General features: G+C 67.6%; 20 protein-coding genes. 12 read left to right on the top strand and 8 right to left on the bottom strand.

The genetic code is table 11. The features are described 5' to 3' along the window. Positions 1-28: 28 nt before the first annotated feature. Positions 29-853, bottom strand: coding sequence for a helix-turn-helix transcriptional regulator (locus tag H4O10_RS13940; protein WP_005411020.1), 825 nt, complete (start codon positions 851-853; stop codon positions 29-31). Further along, positions 850-1554 (bottom strand): VIT family protein, encoded by a 705-nt coding sequence (locus H4O10_RS13935; protein WP_033835225.1) that lies wholly within the window; start codon positions 1552-1554, stop codon positions 850-852. Before H4O10_RS13935 ends, H4O10_RS13940 begins: the two co-directional genes overlap by 4 nt. Positions 1555-1706: 152 nt before the next feature. Between H4O10_RS13935 and H4O10_RS13930 the strand changes: the two genes are divergently transcribed. After that, positions 1707-3071, top strand: coding sequence for a glutamate--cysteine ligase (locus H4O10_RS13930; protein ID WP_033835224.1), 1365 nt, complete (start codon positions 1707-1709; stop codon positions 3069-3071). A 91-nt stretch (positions 3072-3162) separates the two neighbouring features. Here H4O10_RS13930 and H4O10_RS13925 read toward each other — a convergent pair whose 3' ends face one another. Then, positions 3163-4221 carry an NAD(P)-dependent alcohol dehydrogenase gene (locus tag H4O10_RS13925; protein ID WP_049453350.1) on the bottom strand — a complete coding sequence of 353 codons (1059 nt, stop codon included), beginning with the start codon at positions 4219-4221 and terminating at the stop codon, positions 3163-3165. 107 nt (positions 4222-4328) lie between these two features. Here H4O10_RS13925 and H4O10_RS13920 point away from each other — a divergent pair, with 107 nt between their 5' ends. After that, positions 4329-5213: a LysR family transcriptional regulator gene (locus tag H4O10_RS13920; RefSeq protein ID WP_005411016.1), complete on the top strand. Its 885-nt coding sequence runs from the start codon at positions 4329-4331 to the stop codon at positions 5211-5213. 109 nt (positions 5214-5322) lie between these two features. On the opposite strand, the gene H4O10_RS13915 is transcribed toward H4O10_RS13920, so the two are convergent. Further along, the gene (locus H4O10_RS13915) at positions 5323-5985 is read right to left on the bottom strand and encodes a TetR/AcrR family transcriptional regulator (RefSeq protein WP_024956057.1); all 663 of its coding nucleotides are present in this window, start codon (positions 5983-5985) and stop codon (positions 5323-5325) included. Between the two features lie 76 nt (positions 5986-6061). On the opposite strand from H4O10_RS13915, the gene H4O10_RS13910 reads away from it, so the two are divergent. After that, positions 6062-6757 (top strand): hypothetical protein, encoded by a 696-nt coding sequence (locus tag H4O10_RS13910; RefSeq protein ID WP_049453352.1) that lies wholly within the window; start codon positions 6062-6064, stop codon positions 6755-6757. Positions 6758-6769: 12 nt separating this feature from the next. Here the strand turns inward: H4O10_RS13910 and H4O10_RS13905 are convergent, their stop codons facing one another. Then, positions 6770-7186: a VOC family protein gene (locus H4O10_RS13905; protein WP_005414461.1), complete on the bottom strand. Its 417-nt coding sequence runs from the start codon at positions 7184-7186 to the stop codon at positions 6770-6772. A 114-nt stretch (positions 7187-7300) separates the two neighbouring features. On the opposite strand from H4O10_RS13905, the gene H4O10_RS13900 reads away from it, so the two are divergent. After that, on the top strand, positions 7301-7978 hold the full coding sequence (locus H4O10_RS13900; protein ID WP_049433570.1) for an SMI1/KNR4 family protein: 678 nt from the start codon (positions 7301-7303) through the stop codon (positions 7976-7978). A 112-nt stretch (positions 7979-8090) separates the two neighbouring features. Here H4O10_RS13900 and H4O10_RS13895 read toward each other — a convergent pair whose 3' ends face one another. Next, a complete protein-coding gene (locus H4O10_RS13895; protein ID WP_088470117.1) occupies positions 8091-9194 on the bottom strand; it encodes an alkene reductase in 1104 nt (367 codons plus the stop codon). Positions 9195-9323: 129 nt separating this feature from the next. On the opposite strand from H4O10_RS13895, the gene H4O10_RS13890 reads away from it, so the two are divergent. The 6 genes from H4O10_RS13890 (at position 9324) to H4O10_RS13865 (ending at position 14609) form a co-directional block, all read left to right on the top strand. Beyond that, on the top strand, positions 9324-10229 hold the full coding sequence (locus H4O10_RS13890) for a LysR family transcriptional regulator (protein ID WP_049433571.1): 906 nt from the start codon (positions 9324-9326) through the stop codon (positions 10227-10229). A gap of 70 nt (positions 10230-10299) precedes the next feature. Then, positions 10300-10575 (top strand): formaldehyde-responsive transcriptional repressor FrmR, encoded by a 276-nt coding sequence (frmR, locus tag H4O10_RS13885; protein WP_005411009.1) that lies wholly within the window; start codon positions 10300-10302, stop codon positions 10573-10575. Positions 10576-10633: 58 nt separating this feature from the next. Next, positions 10634-11743: an S-(hydroxymethyl)glutathione dehydrogenase/class III alcohol dehydrogenase gene (locus H4O10_RS13880; RefSeq protein WP_033835220.1), complete on the top strand. Its 1110-nt coding sequence runs from the start codon at positions 10634-10636 to the stop codon at positions 11741-11743. An 8-nt stretch (positions 11744-11751) separates the two neighbouring features. Continuing rightward, complete coding sequence (locus H4O10_RS13875; RefSeq protein WP_049433572.1) at positions 11752-12111, top strand: YqcC family protein; 360 nt, start codon at positions 11752-11754, stop codon at positions 12109-12111. A gap of 63 nt (positions 12112-12174) precedes the next feature. Then, the gene (gene fghA / locus H4O10_RS13870) at positions 12175-13005 is read left to right on the top strand and encodes an S-formylglutathione hydrolase (protein WP_049453354.1); all 831 of its coding nucleotides are present in this window, start codon (positions 12175-12177) and stop codon (positions 13003-13005) included. A gap of 158 nt (positions 13006-13163) precedes the next feature. Beyond that, positions 13164-14609 carry a GGDEF domain-containing protein gene (locus tag H4O10_RS13865; protein ID WP_049403544.1) on the top strand — a complete coding sequence of 482 codons (1446 nt, stop codon included), beginning with the start codon at positions 13164-13166 and terminating at the stop codon, positions 14607-14609. Positions 14610-14648: 39 nt separating this feature from the next. Here H4O10_RS13865 and H4O10_RS13860 read toward each other — a convergent pair whose 3' ends face one another. Both H4O10_RS13860 and H4O10_RS13855 read right to left on the bottom strand, forming a co-directional pair. Continuing rightward, complete coding sequence (locus tag H4O10_RS13860) at positions 14649-15119, bottom strand: hypothetical protein (RefSeq protein WP_005411004.1); 471 nt, start codon at positions 15117-15119, stop codon at positions 14649-14651. A 5-nt stretch (positions 15120-15124) separates the two neighbouring features. Continuing rightward, entirely contained in the window at positions 15125-15571 is a 447-nt protein-coding gene (locus H4O10_RS13855) for a universal stress protein (RefSeq protein ID WP_049453355.1), read from the bottom strand. Between the two features lie 141 nt (positions 15572-15712). Between H4O10_RS13855 and H4O10_RS13850 the strand changes: the two genes are divergently transcribed. Next, positions 15713-16630: a LysR family transcriptional regulator gene (locus H4O10_RS13850; protein ID WP_049453357.1), complete on the top strand. Its 918-nt coding sequence runs from the start codon at positions 15713-15715 to the stop codon at positions 16628-16630. A 153-nt stretch (positions 16631-16783) separates the two neighbouring features. After that, positions 16784-18313 (top strand): MFS transporter, encoded by a 1530-nt coding sequence (locus tag H4O10_RS13845; protein ID WP_033835214.1) that lies wholly within the window; start codon positions 16784-16786, stop codon positions 18311-18313. The last annotated feature ends 12 nt before the right edge of the window (positions 18314-18325 follow it).

Here is an 18325-nt window from a genome sequence, read left to right as displayed (position 1 = left end):
GTGCAGGGCGCAGCCCTGCCGAACCCCCTCAAATGTCTGTGGGAGCCAGTCCGTACTGCTCGGCGAAGCGCTTGCTGAAACTCGCCGCAGACCGGTAGCCCGCGCGCGCTGCCACGGTCTTCAACGGCAGGTCCGTGGTGTAGAGCAGCTGCATGCCATGCGCCAGCCGCGCCTCGGTGAGCAGCTGGCGCAGGCTGGTGTCTTCGGCGGCAAGACGGCGGCGCAGTGTCGCGCCGCTCAACGCGAACTGTTCTTCCACATCGCGCGATTGCCAGTCGCGGGCCGGTTCGGCGGCGATGCGGTCGCGGATCTGTTCGCCCAGGCTCGGTGCCTGCGGCAGCAGCAGGTTGCCGTGGCCCTGCCGGCACAAGGTCAGTACCAGCGAGGCCAGGGCCAGCCGCGCTTCGCTGTAACGACCGTCCTGCAGCGATTGCCGCCACTGGCGCAGCACCGCGCCATGATCGATCAACGGCAGTCGCGCCATCGCCTGGCCTGGCGCGGGAAGCTCCTCGCTCCACAGCGTGCGTGCGGCCGCCAGCACTTCGGCACACAGCGGCACGATGGCACTGAGGTAGCGGCCACTGCGTGGGTCGGGGGTGTTGACCACATCGATGCGGCAGCGCTGGGTCAGCAGCAGGATGTCGCCGGGGATGAACTCCAGCGACTGGTGCGCGGTACGCACCTGCTTGCGGCCTTCCAGCAGGATCGCGAACTGCGGTTGCGGAATCTCCACCGAGCTGGCGCCATGTTCGCGCCGAGCGGTGATGCACGCATAACCTTCGGCGCGTGCGCAGCCGGCCAGGCTGGCCATCTCGGCCAGCAGTGCGGTAACTGGCGGCAGCATGCCGGTCATGTCACCTGGGCGCCGAACAGGCGACCGACGCCTGCAGCGGCGGCCATTGCCAGTGCACCCCAGAACATCACCCGCATTGCGCCGCGTACCGGCGGGGCGCCGCCGGCCTGGGCTGCCACCGCGCCGGTCAGGCACAGGCCAAGCAGGGTACTGGCCGTGGTCATCAGTGCGACCTTGTCGACCGGCGCCAGCAGGGCGGTCAGCACTGGCAGCGCCGCACCGCAGGTGAACGCACCGGCCGAGGCCAGCGCTGCCTGCAGCGGGCGGGCGCGCAGGGTATCGGTGATGCCCAGTTCGTCGCGGGCGTGGGCACCCAGCGCATCGTGGGCGGTGAGCTGTTCGGCCACCTGCCGCGCCAGCGCAGGCTCCAGGCCGCGGTGGCGGTAGATCGCGGCCAGCTCCTCCAATTCGCTGTGCGGATCGTCGCGCAGCTCGCGCTTTTCCATTGCCAGATCGGCCTCTTCGGTGTCGGCCTGGGTCTGCACCGAGACATATTCGCCCGCCGCCATCGACATCGCGCCGGCCACGGTACCTGCCACGCCGGTGGCCAGGATGGTCGCAGCCGAGGCGCCGCTGGCGGCCACGCCGACCACCAGGCCAGCCACCGAGACGATGCCATCGTTGGCGCCCAGCACGGCGGCTCGCAGCCAGCCGACGCGCTCGGAGCGATGCAGTTCGGGGTGTCGTGAATGGCGGCTCATGGCTCTGAGTGTACGAGGGTCAAGAGGGCGTCGGTAGGATGCTGAAACCCGTCACCGTCGCATGACGCAACGGGGTGCCACGCTATAGTGCGCCCTTGCGATGGAAGGCCGCGAGCCCCACATCCCCCGCCACCGTCCAGCGAGCCTTTCCCTTGTCGAGCCCCAGCCACGTCGCCGATACCCCCATTACCGACCGCTCGCAGCTGGTGGAGGTGATCGCCTCCGGCGAGAAGCCCCGCGCGCAGTGGCGCATCGGCACCGAGCACGAGAAGTTCGGGTTCCGCCTGGATGACCTGCGCCCGCCGACCTTCGAAGGCGAGCGCGGCATCGAAGCGCTGCTCAACGGCTTGGTCCGCTTCGGCTGGGAGCCGGTGCAGGAGAACGGCAACACGATCGCCCTGCTGCGCGATGGCGCCTCGGTGACGCTGGAACCGGCCGGTCAGCTGGAACTGTCCGGCGCGGCGCTGGAGACCATCCACCAGACCTGCGTGGAGACCGGCACCCACCTCAACGAAGTGGCACAGGTGGCCGGCGAACTGCAGCTGGGTTTCCTCGGCATGGGCTTCCAGCCGAAGTGGAAGCGCGACGAGATGCCCTGGATGCCCAAGGGCCGCTACAAGATCATGCGTTCGTACATGCCCAAGGTCGGTTCGCTCGGCCTGGACATGATGACCCGCACCTGCACGGTACAGGTGAACCTGGACTACGCCACCGAAGCGGACATGGTGAAGAAGTTCCGCGTATCGCTGGCGCTGCAGCCGATCGCCACCGCGCTGTTCGCCGATTCGCCGTTCACCGAAGGCAAGCCCAACGGCTACCTGAGCTACCGCTCGCACATCTGGACCGACACCGACGCTGACCGCACCGGCATGCTCGACTTCGTGTTCGAGGGTGGCTTCGGTTACGAGCGCTATGTCGATTACCTGCTCGACGTGCCGATGTACTTCTCCTACCGCGATGGCATCTACCACGACGCCAGCGGGCAGAGTTTCCGCGACTTCCTGCAGGGCAAGCTGCCGGTGCTGCCGGGCGCGTTGCCGACGCTGCGCGACTGGTCGGACCACATGACCACCGCGTTCCCGGAAGTGCGCCTGAAGAAGTACCTGGAAATGCGCGGCGCCGATGGTGGTCCGTGGAGCCGCCTGTGTGCGCTGCCGGCGTTCTGGGTCGGCCTGCTGTACGACGACGCTGCGCTGGACGCTGCGTGGGACCTGGTGCGTGACTTCACCCTGGCCGAGCGCCATGCACTGCGCGACGGCGTGCCGAAGCATGCGATGAGCCTGCCGTTCCGCAATGGCACGGTGCGCGACCTGGCCCGCGAAGCCGTGAGGATTTCCGTCGAAGGCCTCAAGCGCCGCGCGGCGCGCAATGCCGACGGCCAGGACGAGAGCAAGTTCCTGGACGTGCTGCAGGAGATCGTCGAATCCGGGCTGACCCCGGCCGAGCGCAAGCTGGCGCTGTTCCATGGCCGCTGGCACGGCGACGTCGATCCGGTGTTCCGCGAATTCGCGTACTGATCGCCATGCGGGGGTGCCGGCCAGCGGCCGGCACTACCAGAAGAAAAACCCCGGCATTGCCGGGGTTTTTCATTTCCACATCTGCGTTGGATCAGGCGGCTTCCTTCATCGTCGCCATGTCGATCACGAAGCGGTAGCGTACATCGTTCTTCGCCATGCGTTCCCAGGCTTCGTTGACGTTCTTGATGTCGATCATCTCCACATCGCTGACGATGCCGTGCTCGGCACAGAAGTCCATCATTTCCTGGGTTTCAGCCATGCCGCCAATCGCCGAGCCGGTCAGGTGCTTGCGGCCGAAGATCACGCTGCCACCGGTCAACGGCGGGTCCAGTTCGGTCAGCACGCCGACCAGGCACATGGTGGCTTCACGCTTGAGCAGGCCCATGTACGGGTTGGTGTCATGGCCAACAGGGATGGTGTTGAGCAGGAAGTCGAAGCTGCCCGCGTGCGCCTTCATCTGCGCGGCATCGCGCGAGACCAGCACCTCATCGGCGCCCAGGCGCTTGGCGTCGGCACCCTTTTCCGGCGTGGTGGTGATCATCACCACGTGCGCGCCGAGTGCCTTGGCGAACTTCACGCCCATGTGGCCGAGGCCACCGAGGCCGATCACGCCGACCTTCTGGCCCGGGCCGACCTTCCAGTGGCGCAGCGGCGACCAGGTGGTGATGCCGGCGCACAGCAGCGGGGCGGCGGCCTTCAGGTCGAGGGTGTCTGACACCTTCACCACGAAGCGCTGTTCGACCACCACGTGGTCGGAATAGCCGCCGTAGGTCGGCGCGCCGCTTTCGCGTTCACGGCCGTTGTAGGTCCAGGTCGCGCCCTCTGCGCAGTACTGCTCCAGGTCGTGCTCGCAGGCATCGCAGTGGCGGCAGGAGTCGACCATGCAGCCGACGCCGGCGTGGTCGCCGACCTTGAAGCGGGTGACGTTGCTGCCGACCTCGGTCACACGGCCGATGATCTCGTGGCCCGGCACCATCGGGTAGATCGAGCCACCCCAGTCGTCGCGGGCCTGGTGCAGGTCGGAGTGGCAGATGCCGCTGTAGAGGATCTCGATGCGCACATCGTCCGGGCCGACCGCGCGGCGTTCGAACTCGAAGGGCACCAGCGGGTCGGTATGGGAATGGGCGGCGTAACCACGGGCGAGGGACATGGGGAATCCTTGGCAGGGTTTGTCGAAAGGCGTTTTACAATACGCCCCGTACCCAGCCGCAAGAAGCACGGATATCGGCATGATTCATCAAGTGAAACTGCACAATCATGGCCACTGACAATCTCACCCACCTGGCCGCGTTCGCGGCGGTCGCCCGTCACCGCAGCTTCCGCCGTGCCGGCGCCGAGCTGGCGCTGTCGACCTCGGCGGTGAGTTATGCGATCCGCGCGCTGGAGGAACGGTTGGGCGTGGGCCTGTTCCATCGCACCACCCGCAGCGTGGCCCTGACCGAGGCCGGGCAGCGCCTGCTGGAACGCCTGCAGCCCGCGCTGGGCCAGGTGAATGACGCGCTGGAGGAGATGAACCAGTTCCGCGCCGCGCCGGCGGGCCTGCTGCGTATCAATGCTACCCGCGCCGCAGTGCCGACCCAGTTGGGGCCACGGCTGGCGCGCTTCCTGCACGCCCATCCCGACGTGCGGGTGGAGCTGACCGAGAACGATGGCCTGGTCGATATCGTTGCCGAAGGCTACGACGCCGGCGTGCGCCTGCACGAGTTCGTACCCGAGGACATGGTGGCGGTGCCGATGGGCCCACCGCTGCGTGGCTTGATTGTCGGCTCGCCGGACTACCTGCGGCGGCGCCCGGCGCCACAGCATCCGCGCGACCTGGCCACACACGAATGCATCCGCTTCCGCTTCGCCAGCGGGCATCTGTACAAGTGGCAGTTCGAGCGCGGTGGGCAGGCGCTGGAGATCGATGTGCCGGGGCGGCTGACGCTGTGCGAGCAGGGCACCGTGGTCAGAGCGGTACTCGATGGCATCGGCCTGGCCTACGTGCTGGAAGACACGGCGCGGCCGTATATCGAATCCGGCCAGATGGTGGCAGTGCTGGAAGACTGGAGCGAACCGTTCGCCGGCTTCGCGCTGTACTACCCGAAGCAGCGGCAGATGCCCGGTGCGTTGCGCGCGTTCGTGGACATGCTGCGCGAGTGAGTTGCTGCAGGAGTGCCGACCAACGGTCGGCACCCACCGGGGCAGGCCATTGCCGACCAACGAATCGGGATCGGCCGGTAGATCCACGCCACGCGTGGATGGGGCAACCTTACGGCGCCTGCAACACCGGCGCCAAGAACGCCACGCAGTCGCGCAGGTGCACGTCCACCGGCGCATCCTCGGCCACCACACCGATCACGCGTTCGCGCAGCGGCTCGGCCACGGCCATCGCCAGCAGCAATCGCGCCATGCGAACAGGATCTCCCTCGCGCAGCAGCCCACGCTGTTGCTGGCGCGCCAGCCAGTCGGCCAGCAGCGCACGGCCGCGTTCGATGCCATTGTCCAGATAGGCCTGCAGCAGCGCGTCCTTGCCGGGAAAGTCGGTGGCCAGCAGGCGGAATACCTGCACCGCCTGCGCCGACAGCGCCTGCGCGCACACCGCGTGCAGGATGTCCTGCAGCAACGGCACGACCTCTTGGGCATTGCGCGCATCGCGCTGCAGTTGTGGCGCGAAGCCGTCGGTCCACTCACGCACCGCCAACCCAACCAGTTCCTCGCGGTTGCTGGCGTGGCGGTAGACGGTCTTCTTCGCCACCCCGGCGTGCGCCGCCACCGCTTCGATGGTGGTGGCCTCGTAGCCCTGCGCCAGCAGCAGTTCCAGCGTGGCCTGCAGCACGGCGTGGCGGACTTCGGCTTCCGGCCGCGCAGGGCGGCCGCGGCGGCGGGTCGGTGATGTGGGCTCGGGCACGGTGGTGCTGTTCATTGCGCCCATCTTACCGCATCCGGACAATTGAGAAACGAAGACCGTTTCCGTATTGTCGGGGCTCCCAACACCGCAGGAGCCCCCGATGGATACCGCTGTGAACGCACGCGCCTGGCTGGACCACCACGATCTGCTGGACCCGGCGCCGATGCACCTGGAGACCGGCATCCAGCGCCGCGAAGACGGCACCCTGCTGGTGGCGGTGCGCACCGATCTGCACGGCTGCAAGGGCCGCATGCTCGACTGGTGGTTCACCTTCTTCGAGACCACCCAGCACATCCGCTGGTGGCATCCGGTCGATCATGCCGAGCATCGCGGCTGGGACGCGGCCTGGCAGCGCGGGCGCAGCTACCACGGCGCCAGCATCCATGCGGTGGAATCGCTGGCCGACATTCCGCCGGTGGCGGCGCGCCTGAAGTTCCATGACCCGCGCACGTTGCTGGTGCCCGAGCGCCTGCAGGCGGCACAGGATGCAGGCGATGTATCGGCGGTGATCGCCGCGCGAATCGGCTTCGGCGACCAGGTCCGTCTGGATGCAAATGCTGACCCCTGCGACGGGCAGATGCTGCACGTCGCACGCGATACGCCGTTTGGCTGTGTGCTGCGCAGCCGCTTCGTGCTCGGCCTGGACAGCACCGATCCGCACCGTGATGCCGGCGATGCGGTCGGGCTGGGCCTGCTCAAGCACTGCTACACGGAGTTCAGTTTCCTCTCGCGCCTGCTGCCGTCGCTGTACTACGGCGAGCGCGCCAACGGCGAAGCGGTGCCGTTGCCGTGGTGAGCGGTGCAGCGGTCATTCGACCAGTGCGTCGTAGCCTTCGCCGCTGAACTGGATCAGGCAGAAGCCGTGGCCGAACGGATCGGCCAGCACGGCGATGCGTCCCCAGCGGCGCTCGCGCACGGATTGCTCGAGCGTCGCTCCGGCTGCGACTGCACGTACCAGCGCGGCTTCGATGTCATCCACCACCCAATCCAGGTGCAGCGGCGTCCAATGGCGCTCGTAGTCGCGCACGTCGCCGTCTTCGGTGGCGGCGCTGCCGGCCTCGTTGTGCAGCAGGTAGAGCGGCGTTGGCCCACCGAGCAGCTCCACGGCGCCCGGGCCGAGACGGCGGCCGATGCGCAGGCCGAAGGCCCGGATGTAGAAGTCTTCGGCGGCGGCCAGGTCGGGGACGTCGAGGTTGACGATGAAGCTGTGGGCAGTGGCGTTCATGGCAGCGATGGGCGGCATCCGGTGGTCGCAGTCTAGTCCTGCCGCGTGCTGCGGCCGGTTCATCTCCTGCGCGGATTCGGGCAAGCTGGGCGGTCTCCATCGACAAGGACATCCATGAGCGCGCTATCCGGCATCGAACAGGCCACGGGCCAGACCTTCCCGCCCCTGTTCAAGCAGTTGCATGCAGCGGGTCGGTTGAGCTGGGGTGCTACCCATCCGGAATGGTCCGAGGTGGTATTCCCGGCGCTGCAGGCAGAACCGCCGGTGCTGCTGTACGCCCAGGACTATGAGCCGTTGGAACACGATGAACTGCTCGAGGCGTGGCAGGAGCTGACTGCGGAGGATCATTACAATCCCCTGCGCACTGACCTGCAGTTGCTGCCCTTCGCGCGGACCGGCGGCGGCGACAGCTACTGCTTCTGGAGCAACGCGCCCGGCTTTGCCGAGTCCCCCGTCGTGCTGGTGTGGCATGACGATGATCGTGCCGATGTGCTGGCCGCCAGCTATCAGGATTTCCTGTTCCGCAAGATGGTCGAAGCCGTTGCTGACTACCAGGGGCCGTACACGCTGCTGTCGCACGGCGAGCTGGCCAGCAACCTGCGGCGCTGGCTGCAGAGCCACCAGCCGTTCCTGCGCGATGACCAGTACGCAGCCCTGCAGCGGCTGTTCGCCCGCGTTGACGATATCGCTGAAGGAAACATCAGCGACGAGGATGCACAGGCCATCGTCGCTGAGGTGATCGGCTTCGAGCGGTTGGACGAGTCGTTCGCCTACGTGCGCGAGGACGCCTGAAGGCCGGGGTCGGATCCGCGCGCAGCGTGGCTCTGACGCCTTGTTCGCCGAACAGGGGGCAGAGCCCTTTCCGTTGGAAAGGGATCCGACCCCGTGCGGGCCCCGTGGGGGATCAGCCCGCGGCCGGGTAGTCGAGGTAGCCTGCTTCGCCGCCCCCGTAATAGGTGCTGCGGTCGGGCGTGGCCAACGCGATGTTGCGCTGCAGGCGTTCGACCAGATCCGGGTTGGCGATGAACGGCTGGCCGAACGCGGCCAGGTCGATGGTGCCCGCTTCGACCAGCTGCAGGGCGCGTTCGCGGGTCATGCCACCTGCCAGGATGACGGTGCCACCGTAGGCCTGCCTGAACTGCCGCAGGAACGCCTCGCCCAGCACCGACCGGCCCGCCTGCAGGTTGTCGTTGAGGTGCACGTAGGCCAGCCCACGCTTGCCCAGTTCCTCGGCCAGGTACAGATAGGTGGCTTCGTTGTCGGGGTAGAACGGCATGTCGAAGGTGAGGTTGTTCGGTGCCAGGCGCACGCCGATGCGATGCGCACCGATACGCTGCGCCATCGCATCGACGGTGTCCAGGATCAAGCGCGCACGATTGGGCAGCGAGCCGCCGTAGCGATCATCACGCTGGTTGATGAGCGGGTTGAGGAACTGCTCGAACAGGTAACCGTTGGCGGCATGCAGTTCGATGCCGTCGAAGCCGGCCGCAATGGCGTTGTCCGCCCCGCGCACGAAGTCGTCGACGATACCGGGGATCTCCGCAGTCTCCAGTGCACGTGCCGGAGTGGGATCGGCGTGGCCGCGGCTGCCATCGTCCAAGTACACGAACGAGGTGTTCTTCGGTGCGCTGGCCACCGGGCGGGTACCGGCGCTGACCGGTTGCCCACCGTCGGGCTGCAGCGAGGAATGCGACATGCGGCCAACGTGCCAGAGCTGGGCGAAGATCGTGCCCTGTGCGGCATGCACCACCTCGGTGACACGCTTCCACCCGGCCACCTGCTCGGCCGACCAGATGCCCGGCACGTCGATGTAGCCCTGGCCCTGCGGCGAGACAGGCGTGCCTTCGCTGATGATCAGGCCGGCGCTGGCGCGCTGCCGGTAGTACTGCGCGGTGAGTTCGTTGGCGACCGCTCCGGGGTTGCGGGCACGGGTCATCGGCGCCATCGCGATGCGGTTGCGCAGGGAAGTGCCTGCAAGGTCGAAGGGGCGGAACAGGACGGCGGTCATGTCGGTCATCTCGGTGCGGGGGAAGGCGCCAGCGGCGCGATGCACACAGGATGGAGTTGACATGCGGGCGCATAAAGCGCTTCGATCTCCCTGGGTGCGGGACTATTTGTCCCCAATGGAGCGCGATAGATGCTGCCGCTGGAATCGTTGAATGGCCTGGTCACGTTCGTCACCACGGCCCGCTCAGGCAGCTTCACCGAGGCCGCCGACGCGCTGGGTATCTCGCGCTCGGCGGTGGGCAAGGCCATCGCCCGGCTGGAAGCGCGGCTGGGGGTGCGCCTGTTCCACCGCACCACGCGGCGCATCGCGCTGACCACCGATGGCGAGGCGTACTACGCATCGTGCGCGGCGGCGCTGGAAGAAATCTCCGCCGCCGAGGCCTGCCTGGGTTCGGCCGGCTTGCCCAGCGGGCGGCTGCGCATCGACATGCCATCCTCGTTCGGGCGCCTGGTGGTGCTGCCGGTGCTGTTGCGGCTGTGCCGGCAGTACCCGGACCTGCAGTTGACGATGACCTTCACCGATCATTTCGTCGATCCCGTCGAGGACGGCATCGACCTGCTGATCCGCTTCGGCGGGCTGCACCAGGCCGAGCATCTGGTGGCGCGGCGGCTGGGGCGCCAGCGACTGGTCACCTGCGCATCGCCGGAGTACCTGCAGGCGCACGGCGTGCCGCGCACGGTGGAGGAACTGGCGCAGCACCGCAGCATTGTTGGCTTCCGCCACGGGCAACCGGTGTGGTGGCGGATCGGTAGCGAGGAGGACGAAGGGACATTCATCCCGAATGCGCCGTATCAACTCAATGACGGCGACGCGGTGATCGAGGCGGCCATCGCCGGGCTTGGTATCTGCCAGATGCCGGTTTCACTGGTACGACGCCACCTGGATTCCGGCGCGTTGCGGTCGGTGCTGGATGCGCACATGCAACGGCACATCGATATCCACGCACTGTGGCCACCGACGCGCCACCTGCGGCCCAAGGTGCGCTACGTGGTGGATGAGCTGACCCGGTTGGCGGGTGAGGGATTGTTCGATTGAGCCGGCCAGGATTGAGTTCGTGACTTCGGCTTGTATACTGTCCCCCAGTATAGTTCCGAGGTGGCCCGCGATGCCGCACTCCCCCGAAGAGAAGAAAAAGGTCCTGGCCCGCGTGCGCCGCATCCGCGGCCAGTGCGATGCGCTGGACCGCGCGCTGGAAGCCGGCGCCGACTGCGGGCCGGTGCTGCAGCAGATCGCCGCCATCCGTGGCGCGGTCAACGGCCTGATGTCCGAGGTGATGGAGGCTCATCTGCGCGAGGAGTTCGGGCAACCCGCAGCCTCCGATGAACAACGCGCCGAACGCGTGCGCGACATGAGCGCGTTGATCCGCTCGTACCTGAAATAAACGATGGCGCAACATGGCGCCGCCCATCCTGTCATTGCCTGTCTCTGGAGAATCCACCATGAAGTCCCGTGCCGCCGTCGCCTTTGGTCCCGGCCAGCCGCTGAAGATCGTCGAGATCGACGTCGCCCCGCCGAAGGCAGGCGAGGTGCTGGTGAAGATCACCCATACCGGTGTCTGCCACACCGATGCGTTCACCCTGTCCGGCGATGACCCGGAAGGCCTGTTCCCGGTGGTGCTGGGCCATGAAGGTGCCGGCATCGTGGTGGAGGTCGGCGAGGGCGTGACCAGCGTCAAGCCCGGCGACCACGTGATTCCGCTGTACACCGCCGAGTGCGGCGAGTGCCTGTTCTGCAAGAGCGGCAAGACCAACCTGTGCGTGGCCGTGCGCGCCACCCAGGGCAAGGGTGTGATGCCCGATGGCACCAGCCGCTTCAGCTACAACGGTGAGCCGCTGTACCACTACATGGGTTGCTCGACCTTCAGCGAGTACACCGTCGTTGCCGAAGTCTCGCTGGCGAAGATCAACCCGGACGCCAACCCGGAACATGTCTGCCTGCTCGGCTGCGGCGTCACCACCGGCATCGGCGCGGTACACAACACCGCCAAGGTGCAGGAAGGCGACAGCGTGGCCGTGTTCGGCCTCGGTGGCATCGGCCTGGCGGTGATCCAGGGTGCACGCCAGGCCAAGGCCGGCCGCATCATCGCGGTGGACACCAACCCGTCCAAGTTCGAGCTGGCGCGCGAATTCGGTGCCACCGACTGCATCAATCCGAAGGATTTCGACAAGCCGATCCAGCAGGTCATCGTTGAAATGACCACCTGGGGCGTGGACCACAGCTTCGAGTGCATCGGCAACGTCAACGTGATGCGCGCGGCGCTGGAATGCGCGCACCGTGGCTGGGGCCAGAGCGTGGTGATCGGCGTGGCCGGTTCGGGCCAGGAGATCTCCACCCGTCCGTTCCAGCTGGTGACCGGGCGCAAGTGGATGGGCACCGCCTTCGGCGGCGTGAAGGGCCGCAGCCAGCTGCCAGGCATGGTCGAGGATGCGATGAAGGGCGATATCGAACTGGCCCCGTTCGTCACCCACACCATGGACCTGGACAAGATCAACGACGCCTTCGACCTGATGCATGAAGGCAAGTCGATCCGTTCGGTGGTCCACTACTGAGCCGCGTCATGGGCTGGTTCGATGCCCTGCGCCGGCCGCGTGCGGAAGACCCGCGCGCGGCTCTGGTGGTGTCGATCGAGCAGGCGTTGCGTGCGCTGGGCTGGGTCGACGGCGAGGTGGGACCACCGCGTGCGGTGACTTCGGCCTTCGGCAGCGACGATGGCATGCCGTTCGAGCAGTGGCTTGCGCAGGTATTCCTGCCGCGCCTCTACGAGGCCCGCGCCGACGGCCAGTGGCCACCGCGCAGCGACGTGGCGGTGGCGGCGTATCGCAACCTGGACGGCCAGCCTGGCGTCGAATCGTTGCTGCGCCTGCTGGCACAGCTGGATGAACTGATCAACCAAGGCATCCACGCCGGGCGTGGATAAGCCGACCAAGGTCGGCATCTACCAGAAGCACGCGTGCGCTGACGCGCCGCGCAGGAGAGCACCATGGAACGCATTGAACACCGCGCCTGTTTTGGCGGCTGGCAGGACGTCTACCGCCATCATTCGACCACGCTGGGCTGCGACATGCAGTTTGCCGTGTACCTGCCACCGCAGGCGGAAACACAGAAGCTGCCGGTGCTGTACTGGCTGAGCGGCCTGACCTGCACCGAGCAGAACTTCATCACCAAGGCCGGCGCACAGCGCTACGCCGCCGAACACGGTGTGATCATCGTTGCGCCTGATACCAGCCCGCGCGGTGATGACGTGGCCGATGCCGAAGGCTACGACATCGGCAAGGGCGCCGGGTTCTACCTCAATGCCACCCGTGCACCGTGGGCGAAGCATTACCGCATGCACGACTACGTGGCGCAGGAGCTGCCGGCGCTGATCGAGGCGAACTTCGCGGTGACCGACGCGCGCGCGATCAGTGGCCATTCGATGGGCGGCCATGGCGCGCTGGTGATCGCGCTGCGCAACCGCGGGCGCTATCGCAGCGTGTCGGCGTTTTCGCCGATCGTCGCGCCCAGCCACGTGCCATGGGGGCAGAAGGCCTTCCATGCCTATCTGGGCGACAGCCCGGCCGACTGGGCGCAATGGGATGCCTGCGAGCTGATCGCTATGGCTGACGAGCGTCTGCCGCTGCTGGTCGACCAGGGCGAGGCGGACGAGTTCCTGCAGACCCAGCTGCAGCCGCAGCGCCTGCAGCAGGCCTGCGATGCCGCCGGCCATCCGCTGACCCTGCGCCTGCAGCCCGGCTACGACCACAGCTACTACTTCATCGCCAGCTTCATCGGCGAGCACATCGCCCACCACGCCCGCGCCCTGCAGGGCTGAGCGCCCTGGGAAAAAGGGGACGGAGGGGACTAAGTCATTTGCCGCTGTGCCGCAAACGACTTAATCCCCTCCGTCCCCTTTTTCAGCGATGGATCACACCCTTATGGCGCCGCCCCGCGCTATCGTGCGCGTAGAAGGCCTTGCGGATCGGGGGATGCATGCCGGTAGTGCTGGCGCTGCTGTATGTGCTGTGCCATGGCATGGTGCTGGCCCTGTGGCCTGGCCCCGCCGGGGTAGGCTCCTTCGTTTTCCTGACCGGCGCACCGCTGCTGGCCGCCGCCGCGTGCCTGGTGCGGGCGCAACGTGACCGCGCCACTCTGGGCTGGCGTTCTACCGCGATGGCACTGCTGCTGTGGGCCGGCGGCATGACGTTCAACATGGTGGATGCGCTGGGTGCCGGCCGGGCTGACTTCACCCCACGCGTCAGCCTGTTGTTGTACGTGCTGTATGGCGTGCCCCTGGTGTTCATCCTGGCGCGGGCACGCCGCGAGCGCCTGAGCATCAGCCTGATCGACGCGGCGATGGCGGCGCTGCTGGGTGTGCTGTTCTTCGTGCACACCGCATCGTTCGCCGCCCGTGTCGAGGTCGACGCCCATGCGATGTCCAACATGCAGCGCATGTTCGACATCCAGAACCTGTGTATCGCCGCGTTCGCCGTGGTGCGATGGCTGGCCGGCGACGTGCCCGAACGGCGCAGGTTCTTCCGCGCACTGGCGCTGTACGCACTGGCCTATCTGCTGGTGGCCTACTACATCAACCACTACACCTCCGATGATGCATTCGGTGCGTTCAACGATCTGCTGATCGACGTACCTTTTCTGCTGATCGCCTGCCTGGCGCTGGACACGAGGCCGGACACAGGCACCACGGCACACCCGCGGCTGGCGAGGACGGTGCAGGCCGCCGGTCCGATCATCCTGCCATTGCTGCTGCTGGTGGTCGGCACGCTGGTGGTCGATCATGCGCGGCCGTTGGCCGTTGCCGGCTTCGTCGTAGCCACCCTTGGCTTCGGCCTGCGCAGCGTCCTGCTGCAGACCGATCTTCTGGAACGCCAGGCAGCACTGGATCAACTGGCGCGGCAGGATGGCCTGACCGGCGTGGCCAACCGCCGCGAGTTCGACGCACGGCTGACGTCCGAGTGGAATCGCGCACGGCGCAGCGGCACCGAGCTGGGCCTGCTGCTGGTGGATATCGACCACTTCAAGGCCTTCAACGACCAGCACGGCCATCCGGCCGGTGATCGTTGCCTGCAGGCGGTGGCCGGGGTGCTGAAGACCATAGCCGGTCGCGGTGGTGACAGCGTTGCGCGTTATGGCGGTGAAGAGTTCGCCGTCATCGTGCCCGGAAGCCCGTTGTCGGGCGTGCTGGCGCTGGCCGAGCGGCTGCGCGAAGCGGTCGAAGCGCTGCCATTGCCGGAAGGCCCGGTCAGCATCAGCGTCGGCGTGGGTTACCTGCATCCGCCGGCTCTGGCCAGTGCCGATCAGTTGCTGGCAGACGCCGATGCCGGCCTGTATGCCGCCAAGCGGGCTGGCCGCAACCAGGTGATCCTGCATGCGCACGTGCTGGACGACGAGGGCAGCACGCACGGAACGATGGACTGCTGAGCAGCTCTCTGCATGCGATCACACGGGGGACGCGACGGCTTATCGCTGCCGCAACCAGCCGGTCGGATCGAGCAGCCTCAGCCCGACCGGTGACAACGAGCGCTGCCGCAACGGCAGGTTTGCCGCCTGCACGGCCATCGCACAGCGTGCCAGTTGACGGCGCAACGGTGCCAGCGTGTCGTCTTCGCGGGGCCGCGCATGCCGCCATTGTGCGATGCGCAGCAGGCAGACCAGCAGGTCCAGCTCGCTGGCGGCAATGAAGGGAGAGCCGGCCGGCAGCAGATCGATCGGAGCGGCGGGGGTGGCCAGCAGGGGCAGCAGGCCGATGAAGGCGTCGCATCCCTCCTGGCCAAGCCCGAGTCCGCTCAGCTGGGCAAGGCCATCGGCCTGCAGATCGGGGTCGCGCAACTGCCGTATCGCGCCCAGCAGCGCCTGTTCGCCGCGGCCGAACTGTCGACCGAAGGCGCGGTAGTTGACCCGGGTGGGAAACAACGGGGAACGGGAGGCCATGGTGGCTAGGGCTGTGGGTCGCGGGTTTCCACCAGCACCGGACAGGGCGCGTGGTCGATGGTCCATTGCCCGATCGAGGGTTCGAACAGGCGTTCCAGCCGGGACAGGTGGCGGTGGCCGATGACGATCAGGTCGCACTTCAGGCGCCGGGCCTGCTCGCTGATCACTTCGCCCGGGTCGCCGGAGGGAATCTGCGCGATGGCGTCGACGCCGCGTTCGCACAGCTCGGCCAGGGCTTCGGCCAGCACCGCTTCGGCCCGCGAGCGCTGGCGGGCGGCTTCCGGGTACTCGATGCGGTCGGCTTCGCTGGCATCGGCCGCCAGCGCGAATTCGGGGTCGAGCACGCACAGCAGGTGCAGGCGGCTGTGGGGGCCGGCGATGGCGGCGGCCAGGTCCAGCACGCGTGCGTGCTGGGGGCTACCATCCAGGGCGACCAGCAGGGTATTGAACATGGATGTCTCCTTGGCAGGCCGGGGATGGTCGCCGATGTCACCGCGCGCACCCATGCCGTGCGCGGCAGTCAATGAATGCGTCGAACGCAATCCACCGTGGTTGCAAGTGCCGTAAAGTCATCTGATTTACTGGAGACTCTCATGCCCCTGCCGGACCTGAACCTGTTGCTGGCACTGGACGTGCTGATTGACGAATGCAGCGTGGCCGCCGCCGCGCGCCGGATGAACCTGAGCGCGCCGGCGATGAGCCGTACCCTGGGCCGGGTCCGCACCGCGCTGGGCGACCCGGTGCTGGTTCGTGCCGGCCGCGGTCTGGCGCCCACGCCCCGCGCCCTGCAGCTGCGCGAGCAGGTCCGCGATGTGATCGAGCAGGCCCACCGCGTCTTCAACGCCGGTCGCGAAGTAGACATGCGCGTGCTCGAGCAGACCTTCAGCGTGCGTGCCAATGATGTGTTCGTCGGTGGTTTCGGCGGACGCCTGCGCGAGCTGTTCCGCCAGCAGGCGCCGCGCGCAGTGCTGCGCTTCGTGCCCGAAGGCGATACCGACGACGATGCGATGGCGCAGGGCCGGATCGACCTGTACATCAGCACGGCCGGCAAGCATGCGCCCGATACCAAGGTGCAGAACCTGTTCAGTACCTCGTTCATGGGCGCCGCGCGCGAAGATCATCCGTTGTTCGATGAGGAGATCAGCGCCGAGCGTTTTGCCGCCTGCGACCACATCGCGGTGTCGCGCCGCGGCCTGCCGCGTGGTCCGATCGACGATGATCTGGCCGCGCTGGACCTGCAGCGGCGGGTGGCGCTGATCAGCCCGACCTTCCACGGCGCGATCTTCGCGGCGGCCGAATCGGACCTGATCCTGCCGCAGATGCCGAGCGTGATGCTGGAGCGGATCGTCAGCATGCGCCTGCCGCTGCGCCTGTTCCCGCTGCCGATCCCGGTGCGGACCGCCGCCATCGTGCAGGCCTGGCATCCACGCCTGGACAACGACGCCGCCCACCAGTGGCTGCGGCGCTCGATCAAGACCATGTGCGAAAGCGCAGGGGAGGCCCCGCGCTGACATCTGCAGGCGTGCGCCTGGCGCACGCCTGGGATGCGGGTTGCGCCATTTTTCGCAGGGTACCGGCTCCCTAGACTGCGCTCCCCGGAGTTTCACTGAGCGCATTCCAATGACCCCCAACATGCCGTGCACTGCACGGATAGGTGCCCGGCGATGAGTACGCCGGCCGCCGCTGTCCCGGCCGCCGCAGCGCCCCGTCCTGCCGCCGCCCCCGGGCTCGATCGCCGCATTCTGGTCGGCCTGTGTGGCGTGCTGCTGGCGGTGCTGGTGTCGGGCTTCAACGAGAACATCACCAAGGTCGCCCTGGCCGACATCCGTGGCGCGATGGGTTTCAGCGTCGACGACGGCAGCTGGGTCGTCGCCCTCTACAGCGCGATGTCGGTCAGCGCGATGGCCTTCGCACCGTGGTGTGCCGCCACCTTCTCGCTGCGCCGCTTCGCATTGGCGATGATCGGTGGCTTCATGGTGCTGGGCGTGCTGTGCCCGCTTGCCCCGAACCTGCAGGTGTTCCTGCTGCTGCGCGCGCTGCAGGGTCTGTGCGGTGGCGCGCTGCCGCCGCTGCTGATGAGCGTGGCGCTGCGCTTCCTGCCCCCGGGCATCAAGCTGTACGGCCTGGCCGGCTACGCGCTGACGGCGACGTTCGGCCCAAGCATGGGCACGCCGCTGGCCGCGTTCTGGGTCGAGCAGGTGGGCTGGCACTGGGCGTTCTGGCAGATCGTGCCGTACTGCCTGGCCGCCATGGCGATGGTCGGCTGGGGCCTGCCGCAGGACCCGCTGCGGCTGGAGCGTTTTGCCCAGTTCGATGGCGTCGGCCTGCTGCTGGGCCTGCCGGCGCTGGTGCTGCTGGTGCTGGGCCTGGTGCAGGGCCCGCGGCTGAACTGGTTCGACTCGCCGATGATCACGCTGATGATCGGTGGCGGTGCCGGCCTGATGGTGCTGTTCATGATCAATGAATGGTTCCATCCGCTGCCGTTCTTCAAGCTGCAGCTGCTGGCCAACCGCAATCTCAGCTACTCGCTGGTGACGCTGGGCGGCGTGCTGTTCGTGCTGCTGGCAGTGATCTCGATCCCGTCCGGGTTCCTGGCCAGCGTGCAGGGCTACCGGCCGCTGCAGACCGCACCGATGCTGCTGTGGGTGGCGCTGCCGCAGGTGATCGCGCTGCCGCTGGTGGCGGCGCTGCTGAACATCCGCGCGGTGGACTGCCGCTGGGTGCAGGCCACGGGCCTGGCGATGCTGGCGCTGGCCTGCTGGCTGGGCTCGCACCTGGACGTGGCCTGGATCCGCGACAACTTCCTGTGGGTGCAGCTGCTGCAGGTGTTCGCGCAACCGATGGCGGTGCTGCCGCTGCTGATGCTGGCCACCGGCGGCCTGGCGCCGCAGGACGGCCCGTTCGCCTCGGCCTGGTTCAACACGGTCAAGGGCTTCGCTGCCGTGCTCGCCGGTGGCGTGCTGGATGCCGTCGCCCAGGGCCGCCGTCATTTCCATTCCACCGTGCTGGTCGACCGCCTTGGCGAGCAACCGTGGCTGGCCGATGGCCCGCAGCTGGGCGCGCGCCTGCATGCACAGGTACAGGCGCTGACTTCGGCCGACCTGTACTGGGTGGTCGCACTGGTGGCGCTGGCCTTCATTCCCCTCATTGCCTGGATGCCCACCCGCATCCATCCGCCACGTGCCGTGGCCTGAACCTTTCGCAGG

It is taken from the genome of Stenotrophomonas sp. I18B00994, from assembly GCF_014145825.1.
Classification (GTDB): Bacteria; Pseudomonadota; Gammaproteobacteria; order Xanthomonadales; family Xanthomonadaceae; genus Stenotrophomonas; species Stenotrophomonas maltophilia.
The sequence above is the reverse complement of the archived record's forward strand: the minus strand, read 5'-3'. Positions and strand labels throughout refer to the sequence as shown.

Bases quoted from the DNA above. Each gene is read 5' to 3' on its own strand.
- H4O10_RS13940 (WP_005411020.1), bottom strand. From the start codon at position 853: ATGACCGGCATGCTGCCGCCAGTTACCGCACTGCTGGCCGAGATGGCC.
- H4O10_RS13935 (WP_033835225.1), bottom strand. From the start codon at position 1,554: ATGAGCCGCCATTCACGACACCCCGAACTGCATCGCTCCGAGCGCGTC.
- H4O10_RS13925 (WP_049453350.1), bottom strand. From the start codon at position 4,221: ATGTCCCTCGCCCGTGGTTACGCCGCCCATTCCCATACCGACCCGCTG.
- H4O10_RS13920 (WP_005411016.1), top strand. From the start codon at position 4,329: ATGGCCACTGACAATCTCACCCACCTGGCCGCGTTCGCGGCGGTCGCC.
- H4O10_RS13915 (WP_024956057.1), bottom strand. From the start codon at position 5,985: ATGGGCGCAATGAACAGCACCACCGTGCCCGAGCCCACATCACCGACC.
- H4O10_RS13910 (WP_049453352.1), top strand. From the start codon at position 6,062: ATGGATACCGCTGTGAACGCACGCGCCTGGCTGGACCACCACGATCTG.
- H4O10_RS13905 (WP_005414461.1), bottom strand. From the start codon at position 7,186: ATGAACGCCACTGCCCACAGCTTCATCGTCAACCTCGACGTCCCCGAC.
- H4O10_RS13900 (WP_049433570.1), top strand. From the start codon at position 7,301: ATGAGCGCGCTATCCGGCATCGAACAGGCCACGGGCCAGACCTTCCCG.
- H4O10_RS13895 (WP_088470117.1), bottom strand. From the start codon at position 9,194: ATGACCGCCGTCCTGTTCCGCCCCTTCGACCTTGCAGGCACTTCCCTG.
- H4O10_RS13890 (WP_049433571.1), top strand. From the start codon at position 9,324: ATGCTGCCGCTGGAATCGTTGAATGGCCTGGTCACGTTCGTCACCACG.
- frmR (WP_005411009.1), top strand. From the start codon at position 10,300: ATGCCGCACTCCCCCGAAGAGAAGAAAAAGGTCCTGGCCCGCGTGCGC.
- H4O10_RS13880 (WP_033835220.1), top strand. From the start codon at position 10,634: ATGAAGTCCCGTGCCGCCGTCGCCTTTGGTCCCGGCCAGCCGCTGAAG.
- H4O10_RS13875 (WP_049433572.1), top strand. From the start codon at position 11,752: ATGGGCTGGTTCGATGCCCTGCGCCGGCCGCGTGCGGAAGACCCGCGC.
- fghA (WP_049453354.1), top strand. From the start codon at position 12,175: ATGGAACGCATTGAACACCGCGCCTGTTTTGGCGGCTGGCAGGACGTC.
- H4O10_RS13865 (WP_049403544.1), top strand. From the start codon at position 13,164: ATGCCGGTAGTGCTGGCGCTGCTGTATGTGCTGTGCCATGGCATGGTG.
- H4O10_RS13860 (WP_005411004.1), bottom strand. From the start codon at position 15,119: ATGGCCTCCCGTTCCCCGTTGTTTCCCACCCGGGTCAACTACCGCGCC.
- H4O10_RS13855 (WP_049453355.1), bottom strand. From the start codon at position 15,571: ATGTTCAATACCCTGCTGGTCGCCCTGGATGGTAGCCCCCAGCACGCA.
- H4O10_RS13850 (WP_049453357.1), top strand. From the start codon at position 15,713: ATGCCCCTGCCGGACCTGAACCTGTTGCTGGCACTGGACGTGCTGATT.
- H4O10_RS13845 (WP_033835214.1), top strand. From the start codon at position 16,784: ATGAGTACGCCGGCCGCCGCTGTCCCGGCCGCCGCAGCGCCCCGTCCT.